Origin of the sequence: Anaerostipes faecalis, assembly GCF_018982945.1 — a bacterium.
Classification (GTDB): Bacteria; Bacillota; Clostridia; order Lachnospirales; family Lachnospiraceae; genus Anaerostipes; species Anaerostipes faecalis.
Genome location: NZ_JABRXE010000020.1, coordinates 1 through 11971, shown reverse-complemented (window position 1 = coordinate 11971; position 11971 = coordinate 1). Strand labels below are relative to the sequence as shown.

At 38.6% G+C, this 11971-nt stretch carries 10 protein-coding genes, 2 tRNA genes and 1 rRNA gene; 12 read left to right on the top strand and 1 reads right to left on the bottom strand.

The window, feature by feature from the left end:
- Positions 1-287 precede the first annotated feature (287 nt).
- Complete coding sequence (gene uvrB / locus KTB61_RS12715) at positions 288-2276, top strand: excinuclease ABC subunit UvrB (RefSeq protein ID WP_216697681.1); 1989 nt, start codon at positions 288-290, stop codon at positions 2274-2276.
- A gap of 8 nt (positions 2277-2284) precedes the next feature.
- Positions 2285-5113 (top strand): excinuclease ABC subunit UvrA, encoded by a 2829-nt coding sequence (gene uvrA, locus KTB61_RS12710; RefSeq protein ID WP_216697680.1) that lies wholly within the window; start codon positions 2285-2287, stop codon positions 5111-5113.
- A 51-nt stretch (positions 5114-5164) separates the two neighbouring features.
- Here the strand turns inward: uvrA and KTB61_RS12705 are convergent, their stop codons facing one another.
- Positions 5165-5707 carry a stage V sporulation T C-terminal domain-containing protein gene (locus KTB61_RS12705; protein WP_216697679.1) on the bottom strand — a complete coding sequence of 181 codons (543 nt, stop codon included), beginning with the start codon at positions 5705-5707 and terminating at the stop codon, positions 5165-5167.
- Positions 5708-5896: 189 nt separating this feature from the next.
- On the opposite strand from KTB61_RS12705, the gene KTB61_RS12700 reads away from it, so the two are divergent.
- The 10 genes from KTB61_RS12700 to KTB61_RS12655 all read left to right on the top strand — a co-directional run.
- Positions 5897-6472, top strand: coding sequence for a YcxB family protein (locus KTB61_RS12700; RefSeq protein ID WP_075760206.1), 576 nt, complete (start codon positions 5897-5899; stop codon positions 6470-6472).
- A 121-nt stretch (positions 6473-6593) separates the two neighbouring features.
- Complete coding sequence (gene tsaE / locus KTB61_RS12695; RefSeq protein WP_075760207.1) at positions 6594-7019, top strand: tRNA (adenosine(37)-N6)-threonylcarbamoyltransferase complex ATPase subunit type 1 TsaE; 426 nt, start codon at positions 6594-6596, stop codon at positions 7017-7019.
- The gene (tsaB, locus tag KTB61_RS12690) at positions 7020-7742 is read left to right on the top strand and encodes a tRNA (adenosine(37)-N6)-threonylcarbamoyltransferase complex dimerization subunit type 1 TsaB (protein WP_216697678.1); all 723 of its coding nucleotides are present in this window, start codon (positions 7020-7022) and stop codon (positions 7740-7742) included.
- Positions 7717-8451, top strand: a complete 735-nt coding sequence (gene rimI, locus KTB61_RS12685) for a ribosomal protein S18-alanine N-acetyltransferase (RefSeq protein ID WP_075760209.1) — start codon at positions 7717-7719, stop codon at positions 8449-8451. The genes tsaB and rimI overlap by 26 nt, the downstream gene beginning before the upstream one ends.
- Before the next feature lie 10 nt (positions 8452-8461).
- Complete coding sequence (locus tag KTB61_RS12680) at positions 8462-9376, top strand: ribonuclease Z (RefSeq protein ID WP_216697677.1); 915 nt, start codon at positions 8462-8464, stop codon at positions 9374-9376.
- A gap of 9 nt (positions 9377-9385) precedes the next feature.
- Positions 9386-10408, top strand: a complete 1023-nt coding sequence (gene tsaD / locus KTB61_RS12675) for a tRNA (adenosine(37)-N6)-threonylcarbamoyltransferase complex transferase subunit TsaD (RefSeq protein ID WP_216697676.1) — start codon at positions 9386-9388, stop codon at positions 10406-10408.
- 8 nt (positions 10409-10416) lie between these two features.
- The gene (ispD, locus tag KTB61_RS12670) at positions 10417-11196 is read left to right on the top strand and encodes a 2-C-methyl-D-erythritol 4-phosphate cytidylyltransferase (protein WP_216697675.1); all 780 of its coding nucleotides are present in this window, start codon (positions 10417-10419) and stop codon (positions 11194-11196) included.
- 107 nt (positions 11197-11303) lie between these two features.
- A tRNA-Ser gene (locus KTB61_RS12665) sits at positions 11304-11389 on the top strand.
- Between the two features lie 33 nt (positions 11390-11422).
- Positions 11423-11511: transfer RNA gene (locus tag KTB61_RS12660), tRNA-Ser, on the top strand.
- Between the two features lie 251 nt (positions 11512-11762).
- Positions 11763-11971 (top strand): 16S ribosomal RNA (locus tag KTB61_RS12655); the annotation flags it as partial.

Genomic DNA, 11971 nt, shown 5'->3' with positions numbered 1-11971 from the left:
TTAAGGATTAGCCATGTAAATATGGTGCGGTTGAGGCTTTTTATTCGAGAGGTCTTTGAGACCTAAGCAGGTAAAAGTCCCTTACAGGGACAGAGCAAACCTCCACTTGTCAGTGGAGGTTATGATTGGTGACTTTAGACAGCAGGATGATCAAGCATATGGTCCGTGAAGAAAGTACAGAACAAAAGTTCGATTTTGTTCTGTACTTTCTTTTTGCCCTCTGATATAATAAGCGAAAGAGAAAATGCAAAGAATAAGATCAATAGATTCATAAAGGAGGAACTTTCATGGATCATTTTGAATTAGTATCAGAATATGAACCTACCGGTGATCAGCCGCAGGCCATAGAGAAACTGGTAAATGGATTTAAAGAAGGAAATCAGTTTGAAACTTTGCTGGGAGTTACAGGTTCCGGAAAGACATTTACTATGGCCAATGTCATTCAGGCACTGAATAAGCCAACTTTGATTCTTGCACATAACAAGACACTGGCAGCCCAGTTATATAGTGAATTTAAAGCTTTTTTTCCACATAATGCAGTGGAATATTTTGTGTCCTATTATGACTATTATCAGCCGGAAGCTTATGTGCCATCTACGGATACTTATATTGAAAAGGATTCTTCAGTCAATGATGAGATTGATAAATTACGACATAGTGCTACAGCAGCATTGATTGAGCGAAAGGATGTTATTGTCGTATCAAGTGTTTCCTGTATTTATGGAATCGGAAGTAAGGAAAGTTATACAGAGATGATGATTTCTCTTCGTCCGGGAATGATCAGGGACAGAGATGATGTCATAGATGATCTGATCAATATTCAGTATGTGCGAAACGAACTGGATTTTAAAAGAGGAAGTTTTCGGGTTAAAGGTGACGTATTGGAAATTCTGCCGGTTTCCACCTTCGAAGAAGCAGTCAGAATTGAGTTTTTTGGCGATGAAATCGATCGGATCGTTGAATTTGATGTACTCACAGGGGAAGTTAAGAGAAGCCTGAATTTTATTGCTATTTTCCCAGCTTCACATTATGTGGTTCCTCAGGAACAGATTGAGAGAGCAATTAAAGGTATCAAAGAAGAGCTGGCCGGGCAGGTTGAATATTTTAAAGAGAACGATCAGTTAATTGAAGCACAGAGAATTGCAGAGAGAACAAATTTCGATATTGAAATGTTAAGAGAAACCGGTTTCTGTTCAGGAATTGAAAATTATTCCAGACATCTTTCCGGGTTAAAACCCGGAGAACCGCCAAATACATTAATTGACTTTTTCGGTGATGATTTTCTTATGATTATTGATGAATCCCATATTACAGTTCCGCAGATTGGAGGAATGTATGCAGGAGATCAGTCCAGAAAATCCACTCTGGTGGATTTTGGATTTCGCCTTCCTTCGGCAAAGGATAATCGCCCTTTGGAGTTTGGGGAATTTGAACAAAAGATTGATCAGATGATGTTTGTATCTGCAACTCCTGGAAAATATGAAGCGGAGCATGAACTGCTTCGGGCAGAACAGATTATTCGTCCTACAGGATTGCTGGATCCGGCCATTGATGTTCGTCCGGTAACCGGACAGATTGATGATCTTCTCAGTGAGATTCACAAAGAAACACAGCAGGGTCATAAAGTACTGGTTACAACACTGACAAAACGTATGGCAGAAGAACTGACAGATTATATGAGGGAAGCCGGAATCCGGGTAAAATATCTCCACTCTGATATTGATACACTGGAGCGTATAGAAATTGTCAGAGATTTGAGAATAGGTGTTTTTGATGTTCTGGTTGGAATCAATCTGCTGAGAGAAGGTCTGGATATTCCTGAAATAACGCTGGTTGCCATACTGGATGCTGATAAAGAAGGATTTCTCCGTTCAGAAACTTCACTGGTACAGACCATTGGGCGTGCTGCACGAAACAGTGAAGGACATGTTATCATGTATGCAGATATCATGACGGATTCCATGAATGCGGCTATAACTGAGACGAATAGAAGAAGAGAAATCCAGAATCAGTATAATCAGGAACATGGAATCGTTCCAAAAACAATTCAGAAAGATGTGAGAGATCTGATCAGGATTTCCGATGACCAGGAAGAGGAATCCGCAGGATATGATAAAGATATTGAATCTATGAGCAAAAAGGAATTAAAAGAAATCATAGAACGGCTGACTAAGAAGATGAATCAGGCGGCAGCGGAGCTAAACTTTGAACTGGCAGCAGAATTAAGAGATGAATTAAAAGAGTTTAAAGTGGCTTACAGAGACTATGATGACTAGGAGAAACTATGAAAAAAGATGTAATTAGAATAAAAGGAGCCAGAGAGCACAATTTAAAAAACATAGATGTAGAGATACCGAGAAATAAATTTGTTGTTTTGACAGGATTAAGCGGCTCAGGAAAATCTTCTCTTGCTTTTGATACTATTTATGCAGAGGGACAGCGAAGATATATGGAATCTTTATCTTCCTATGCAAGACAATTTCTTGGACAAATGGAAAAACCAGATGTTGACAGCATAGAAGGCCTGTCACCGGCAATTTCTATTGATCAGAAATCAACCAACAGAAATCCCCGTTCAACAGTAGGGACAGTTACAGAGATATATGATTATTTTCGACTGCTATATGCAAGAATTGGAATTCCTCATTGTCCTAAGTGTGGAAAACCAATCAGCAAGCAGACTGTTGATCAGATGGTGGATAAGCTGATTCAGTTACCGGAAGGTACAAAAATACAGATTTTAGCACCGGTAGTCAGAGGACGAAAAGGAGAACATGCTAAGATTTTCCAGAGTGCCCGAAAGAGTGGATATGTTAGAGTTCGTGTTGATGGAAATATTTACGATCTTTCAGAAGATATTCCTATGGAAAAAAATATTAAACATAATATAGAAATTGTTGTAGACCGGCTGGTAATCAGGGAAGGAATTGAAAAGCGTCTGACGGATTCCATTGAAACAGTGCTGAATCTCACCGATGGACTTATGATGGTCGATGTGATTGGCGGGGAACCGATGAATTTCAGTCAGAGTTTTTCATGTCCCGATTGCGGAATCAGTATTGATGAAATTGAACCAAGAAGTTTTTCATTTAATAATCCGTTTGGAGCATGTCCGGTTTGTCACGGGCTTGGATATAAGATGGAATTTGATGTGGATTTGATGATTCCAGATCAGAAGCTAAGTATTGATGAGGGAGCCATACAGGTAATGGGATGGCAGTCCTGTACGGATAAAAAAAGCTATACCAGAGCTATTTTAGATGCTTTGGCAGAGGAATATAAATTCAGTCTGAATACACCGTTTTGCGAATATCCGGACAGTGTGAAAAATATTATCTTATATGGAACCAATGGAAAAGAGGTTAAAGTTCACTATCGCGGACAGCGTGGAGAGGGTGTATACGACGTTGCTTTTGAAGGACTGATCCGAAATGTTGGACGTAGATACAGGGAATCTTCCGAACGGATGAAGGCAGAATATGAGGCATACATGACCGTAACTCCTTGTGAGGAATGTCATGGACAGCGATTAAAAGAGGAATCTCTGGCTGTAACTGTTGCAGGGAAAAATATTGCCGAGATGTGTGATTTATCCGTTGGAGAGATGGTTGAATTTTTAAGTGAAATGGAATTAACAGATCGTCAGATGCTGATCGGGGAACAGGTATTAAAGGAAATAAAAGCCAGAATTGGCTTTTTAAATGATGTAGGACTTGATTATCTGACCTTATCCAGAGCTACTGGAACTCTTTCCGGTGGAGAAGCCCAGAGAATCCGCCTGGCAACTCAGATTGGCTCCGGACTGGTTGGAGTTGCATATATTCTTGATGAGCCAAGTATCGGGCTGCATCAAAGAGATAATGATAAACTGATCCGTACATTGAAGAATCTCAGAGATCTGGGAAATACGCTGATTGTGGTAGAACATGATGAGGATACCATGCTGGCAGCAGATTATATTGTGGATATCGGACCGAAGGCAGGAGAATTCGGTGGAGAAATTATAGCCCAGGGAACAGCAAAGCAGATTATGAAAAATAAGAATTCCATTACAGGGGCTTATCTAAGTGGAAGTATTAAAATACCGGTTCCTGAAGAAAGAAGAGAAGCATCTGGATTTATGAAGGTAATAGGAGCCGCTGAAAATAATCTGAAGAATATTGATGTGGAAATTCCACTGGGAATATTTACTTGCGTTACAGGAGTATCAGGCTCAGGGAAAAGTTCTCTGGTAAATCAGATTCTTTATAAAAGATTAGCTAAGGAGTTAAATAGAGCCAAGATTAAAGCCGGGAAACATAAGGATATTGAAGGATATGATCAATTGGATAAGATTATTGCCATTGATCAGTCTCCAATTGGAAGAACTCCAAGATCAAATCCGGCTACCTATACAGGTGTATTTGATCAGATCCGTGAATTATTTGCCATGACAAAAGATGCAAAATCCAGAGGTTATAATAAGGGCCGTTTTAGTTTCAACAAAAAAGGCGGACGGTGTGAGGCATGTACAGGAGATGGAATTATTAAGATTGAGATGCATTTTCTGCCAGATGTATATGTACCGTGCGAAGTTTGCCATGGAAAACGTTACAATAGAGAAACTCTGGAAGTAAAATACAAAGGCAAAAGTATTTATGATGTACTGGATATGACCGTAGATGAGGCATGCGACTTTTTCTCTAATTTACCTTCTATCAGCAGAAAAATGGAAACCTTAAGAGATGTCGGTCTCGGGTATATACGTCTGGGACAGCCTTCTACAGAACTGTCTGGAGGAGAGGCTCAAAGAATTAAACTGGCCACAGAGCTGAGCAAGCGAAGTACAGGAAAAACAATTTATATTTTAGATGAGCCTACAACAGGACTTCATTTCGCAGACGTTCATAAACTGGTTGATATTTTGGGAAAACTAACAGAAGGTGGAAATACGGTTATTGTAATCGAACACAATCTTGAAGTGATAAAAACTGCAGATTATATTATTGATATGGGTCCTGAGGGAGGTGCTGGAGGTGGAACAGTAGTTGCCCAGGGAACACCTGAAGAAGTATGTCAGGTAGAAGAATCTTATACAGGACAATATTTAAAGAAATATCTTGAGAATAATTAAATAATCTATTAAATTTTATTTTAAATAAAAAAAGCGGAGTATCCGCTTTTTTTATGTTTCCATCTGCCTGCCAAGAAAACTGGCACCTATTTTTGTTATCATAAGATCCTGGTCAGTTAAAGGTCCTTCATTGGATATGATACATACTAATCCAATGGCATCGCCTTCAGCGATAATTGTAGAAAGGGCGATTCCGGTAAATTCTTCAGGAAAGTCTGATACAAGAGGGATAAATTCAGAATCATTTTGACCGGCAAGCAGATATTTCCGTTCATGTAAAGCTTCTTCTGCCTTTTCATGTAGTATTTTCCCCAATAACTTTTTGTGGTTTGGACCAGCTGCTGCAATAATAGAATCCTGATCACATATGCAAATTGTATGCGGAAGAGATGCAGCAATGGAATCGGCATATTGCTTTGCAATAATGCCCATTTCCCCGATAGGAGAATATTTTTTTAATATAATGCTGCCGTCTCGTTCTGTAAAGATTTCTAAGGGATCACTTTCCCGGATATGCATGGTCTTTCTGATTTCTTTAGGAATGACAATTCTGCCAAGGTCATCGATTCTTCGTACAATACCTGTAGCTCTCATTAAATAATTCCTCCATTTACAAGTTTTAGTACTATTTTTGTATGAATATTATCTGTAAAATAAGAAAATGTATGCATGTTTTTTATAGTCAATCTTACATAAGTCCATAAGAAAAAAGCAAATTATTCATGGAATTTAAAAAATGATTATGCTATAATTACTTTCTACTTGAAGGAAGGAGAAATCATTATGAAATTTAAAACACAGTTAACGGCAAAAGAAATTTTTAAATTCTCATTTGTATATACTTATTTAGGAAGTTCAGGGATATTGGCAATTCTTATGATTATCATAGGTGCATTAATGTGTGCAAGAGCAATTGTACAGGGGCAGGGAGCAACCTATGTGGTCTTAGGAGCGCTGATTGTAATTCTTTTTGTTGTTGTCAATCCGATCATGCTTTATATGAAAGCCAAGAAACAGGCTTTGACTAATCCTGTATATCAGCAACCTTCATATTATACGTTAAAAGAGGAAGGCATCTTTGTTGAGATAGGTGAAGAAAATGGAACAATAGAATGGGCGAGAGTCCAGAAAATCCGTCATTTGATGGGGCTATATATACTGTATACAGGACGTCAGCAGGCTTTCGTATTTCCAGAAGAGGCAATGGGAAGTCAAAAGGAAGCCATGGCAAAATATATAGAAGAGCATGTAGAGGCAGCAAAGAATCATCAGAAATCAGCTTCTGCAAAAGAGAAAAATGTTTCTTCCAGTATTTCTGAATATGCAAATGGAAAACAGAAGAAAGATGATGAAGAATAGAATGATATGGAGAAGGGTCATAGGACCCTTCTTTATTTTTACACAGGAAATTGCATTTGGACAGATTGAAAAAAGTTTTGACGATTGATATAATAATAGCTAACGAAAAAAGGAGATTGAAATGATAATTCAAAGTTATAGTACTCAGGATACATATGAATTGGGAAAGAAAATCGGTGAGGAAGCCGGTGCAGGACAGGTTTTATGTCTGTATGGTGATCTGGGAGTTGGGAAAACTGTGTTTACCCAGGGACTGGCAAAAGGACTTGGAATTGATGAACCAATACAAAGTCCTACTTTTACAATTGTCAGAGAATATGAAGAAGGGCGTCTGCCACTTTATCATTTTGATGTATATCGTATTGGTGACATAGAAGAAATGGATGAAATAGGATATGAAGATTATATCTATGGTGAAGGAGTCTGTCTGATTGAATGGGCCAATCTGATAGGGGAGATTCTTCCTGATCATTATAAAAAAATTGAAATTCGAAAGAATCTTGAGAAGGGATTCGATTATCGGGAAATTGAGATTGAGGAGATTTAGATGAAATTATTAGTTTTGGATAGTTCCGGATTAGTTGCATCCGTGGCGTTAATTGAAGATGACCGTTTGATTGCAGAATATACTACAGGGAATAAACTGACTCACTCCCAGACATTGCTGCCAATGTTAGATGAAGTGATACATAGAACTTTATTTGATATAGAAGACATCGACGCTATTGCAGTTGCCATGGGACCAGGATCTTTTACAGGCCTGCGTATTGGAGCAGCAACGGCAAAAGGTTTAGGGCTTGCATTGAATAAACCAATCGTTCCGGTTCCTACTGTTGACGGGCTGGCTTATCAGTTGTTCGGATCTTCATCAATTATCTGTCCAATGATGGATGCCAGAAGGAAACAGGTTTATACAGGTTTTTACAGATTTCATGGAGCAGAAATGTCAGTATTAAAAGAACAGTGTGCACAGAGTGTGGAAGATACCCTTAGCCAGTTGAAAGAATATGGTGAGCCGGTTATCTTTCTTGGAGATGGAGTGCCGGTATACGAAAATGAGATCAAAGATGCAATGGGAAATCTTGCAATTTTTGCTCCGGTTCATGCAAATAGACAACGGGCAGGTGCAGTAGGTGCTTTGGCAAAAGTATATTTTGATAAAGGTATTTACCAGAGTGCAGATGAGTTTGCACCAGAGTATTTAAGAAAATCACAGGCAGAGAGAGAAAGAGAAGAAAAAATTAATGGAAAAAGAGAAAGCAACCGCTAGAGAATGGCATGTTCACAGGGCAATTCCTGAAGATCTTCCTATGATTGCAGAACTTGAAAAAGTATCTTTTCATAGACCGTGGAGTTTGAGTAGTATTGAATCTTTTTATTATAAAAAGACCAGTGATATATATGTCTGGAGAGATCAGAACAAAATCAGCGGTTACATAATGGCAGAGCATGTACTGGAACAGGGGGAACTGCAAAGAATCGCAGTGGTGCCATTTATACGTAAAAAAGGCATCGGTACATTGCTTTATCAGGAATTTCGTGAGAGATACAGGAAAATGGGAGTAGAAACTATTTATCTGGAGGTGCGGGAGTCAAATACTGTAGCGAGAAATTTTTATGTAAAATGTGGATTTGAAGAGCATGGACGGAGAGCTAAATATTATACAGACCCTATGGAAGATGCTATTTTAATGTTTTGGGACGATCCAAATCCTCACCAATCATTTCCACTGGAATCCATGGAAGATGCTCCTTATAATAAGCGGTGTGAGGAGGATAAAAGAATGGTTTGTAATGTCTGTGGAAATGAAATAAAAGAAAAAAGTGATTTTGTTGAAATAAAAAAGGAATGGGGCTATTTTTCAGAAAAGGATACGCAGATTCATGAATTCCGGATTTGTGAAAGATGTTATGATCGTATTGTGAAACAATTTGAAGTCCCGCCTAAAGTAACTGAAAAGACAGAAATTTTATCATAAAGGACGATATATGTTAGATGTATGTTTATTAGGGACAGGGGGAATGATGCCCCTTCCTTATCGAAAGTTAACAGCATGTATGACCAGATTTAATGGTCATAGTCTGCTGATTGATTGTGGAGAAGGAACACAGGTTGGAATCAAAGAAAGAGGATGGAGTGTGAAGCCTTTGGATGCAATTTGTCTTACACATTTCCATGCGGATCATGTAAGCGGGCTTCCAGGTCTTTTGCTGACTCTTGGAAATGCAGAACGCACGGAACCTTTGCTGATCATTGGACCTAAAGGCGTAGAAAAGATTGTTAATTCTCTTCGTGTTATTGCACCAGACCTGCCTTTTCCTATTAAATTTTATGAACTAAATGAAAAAGAACACGTGATACAGATGGAAGGATATGCTATTGAAGCTTTTCAGGTAAGGCACAATATTACCTGTTATGGATATAATGTTGTAATTCCACGTGTAGGAAAGTTTGATCCTGAGAAAGCCAGAGATAATCATATTCCAATGAAATACTGGAATCGCCTTCAAAAAGGCGAAACTCTAGAAGATGAAGAGGGACGTATCCTTACCAGTGATATGATATTAGGTGAACCCCGTCAGGGAATCAAATTAACATATTGTACAGATACAAGACCAGTCCAGAACATTGCTGATCATGCAGAAAAAGCAGATTTGTTTATCTGTGAGGGAATGTACGGGGAAGATGGAAAAGAGAAAAAGGCCAGAGAATATAAGCATATGACTTTTTATGAGGCAGCAAGACTGGCAAAAGAAGCAGATGTTAAAAGGCTTTGGCTGACTCATTTCAGCCCGTCTTTGGTATGGCCAGAAGAATTTATGGGAAAAGTAAAGAAAATTTTCCCAAAAGCAAAAGCAGGAAAAGATGGAAAAACAATTACATTAGATTTTCAGGATAATTAGGAGGTTGTGATGGACAATAAGATTAAAATTCTGGCAATTGAATCTTCCTGTGATGAGACAGCAGCAGCGGTTATTGAGAATGGAAGAACTGTAAAATCAAATATTATTTCATCACAGATTGAGCTACACAAATTGTATGGAGGTGTGGTTCCTGAAATTGCGTCCAGAAAACATATTGAAAAAATTAATTATGTAATCGAAGAGGCATTGAAAGAAGCAGGGGAAACTTTGGATTCTGTTGATGCGATTGCAGTTACCTATGGGCCTGGTCTTGTAGGTGCACTTTTGGTTGGGGTAGCAGAAGCAAAAGCAATTGCCTTTGCTAAAAATAAACCACTGGTAGGAGTTCATCATATCGAAGGGCATATTTGTGCAAATTATATTGAACATCCAGATTTGGAGCCTCCATTTTTATGTTTGGTAGTATCAGGAGGACATACTCATCTTGTTGATGTGAAAGATTATGGTGTATATGAAATTATTGGATGTACCAGAGATGATGCGGCAGGGGAAGCTTTTGATAAAGTTGCACGTGCTATTGGATTAGGATATCCGGGAGGACCTAAGATTGAAGCATTGTCAAAAGAAGGAAATAAAAATGCCATTGATTTTCCTAGGGCAAAGGTGAATGGTTCTAAAATGGATTTTAGCTTCAGTGGCTTGAAATCTGCAGTTTTAAACTATCTAAATAAATGTGAAATGAAAGGCGAAGAAGTAAATCGTGCCGATGTGGCAGCTTCGTTTCAGGAAGCGGTAGTAGATGTTTTAAGTTCACATGGTGTTGAAGCAGCAAAAGAACTTGGATATAAAAAAATGGCCATTGCCGGAGGTGTTGCTTCAAACGGAACATTCAGAGCAAAAATGCAGGAACGATGTAAAGAGGCAGGGATTGATTTTTATTATCCATCTCCGATTCTCTGTACGGATAATGCAGCTATGATCGGTGTTTGCGGTTACTATGAATATATTAGGGGTACCAGAAGTGGATGGGATCTAAATGCTGTTCCAGGATTAAAAATTGGCAGCAGATAGGAGAAAATATGAAAGATAAGGTTGTGGCAATCGTACTGGCAGCAGGTGAAGGGAAACGTATGGGGAGTGGTATACCCAAACAATATATGCTGATAAAATCAAGACCTTTGGTATATTATGCGCTAAAGGCTTTTGAGGAAAGTATGGTTGATGAGGTAATTCTTGTAACAGGAGCAGATGAAATCGATTATTGCAAGAAATATATCATAGATAAGTATCATTTTGATAAAGTATCAAAAGTAGTTGCAGGTGGATGTGAACGGTATGCATCTGTTTATCAGGGATTAAAGGCTGTTGAAGATGCGGATTATGTGCTGATTCATGATGGTGCCCGACCAATGATCAATACAGATCTAATTGAAAAATGTGTTTATTATGTTCGGAAATACCGTGCATGTGTTGTTGGTATGCCTTCAAAAGATACAATAAAAGTTGTAAATGATGAAAAATATGCGGTGCATACGCCAGATAGAAAAACATTATGGCAGGTGCAGACGCCGCAGTGTTTTGAATTTGCTCTTGTTAAGGATGCCTATGAAACATTGATGAATAGTGGTGATACCAGTGCAACAGATGATGCAATGGTTGTTGAAACTTATGGAAATATCGCAGTAAGATTATTTGAAGGTGGATATGATAATATAAAAATTACGACACCGGAAGATGTAAGGATAGCTGGAAGTTTAATGAAGGCACGTAAGGTTTTACGGGCTTTACATAAGGTTCATGATAAGATTATCTATATCCAAATGCAGGCATATAAACAACAGAAAAAAATAAAAAAATAAAAAATAAAAAAATTGAAAAAAACTGTTGACAAGTGTATTTTAGTTTGTTATTATATACAAGCGTCATCGAGAGAGGGACGCACAAGAGAATATCAAATTATATACATGGAGAGGTATCGAAGTGGTCATAACGAGGCGGTCTTGAAAACCGTTTGTCCGCAAGGGCGCGTGGGTTCGAATCCCACCCTCTCCGTTAATCATGAATACCAACATGATTTCAACGCTTGGAGAAGTACCCAAGTGGCTGAAGGGGCTCGCCTGGAAAGTGAGTAGGTCGTTGATAGCGGCGCGAGGGTTCAAATCCCTCCTTCTCCGTTGGATAACTTATCCAAAAAAAGTTGGAAAAAGTTGTTGACAAACAAAATGCGATGTGATATTATAAAATAGTTGCACGAAATGAATGAAAACAACGACGAACATTGACAACTGAACAATAAGACAACCTTGAAAATTCTAATGAATTTTTTTCTGGGATGGTTTTTGAAAAAACCAGACGAACGTTCTTAAACAGAATAGTAATGACAAGGATAAAGAAGCTAGTGCTTCTTGGACTTGGATACAAACTATAACATGAGAGTTTGATCCTGGCTCAGGATGAACGCTGGCGGCGTGCTTAACACATGCAAGTCGAACGAAGCACCTGGGACGGATTCTTTCGGGATGACGTTTCTTGTGACTGAGTGGCGGACGGGTGAGTAACGCGTGGGTAACCTGCCTTATACAGGGGGATAACAGTTAGAAATGACTGCTAATACCGCATAAGACCACGGTACCG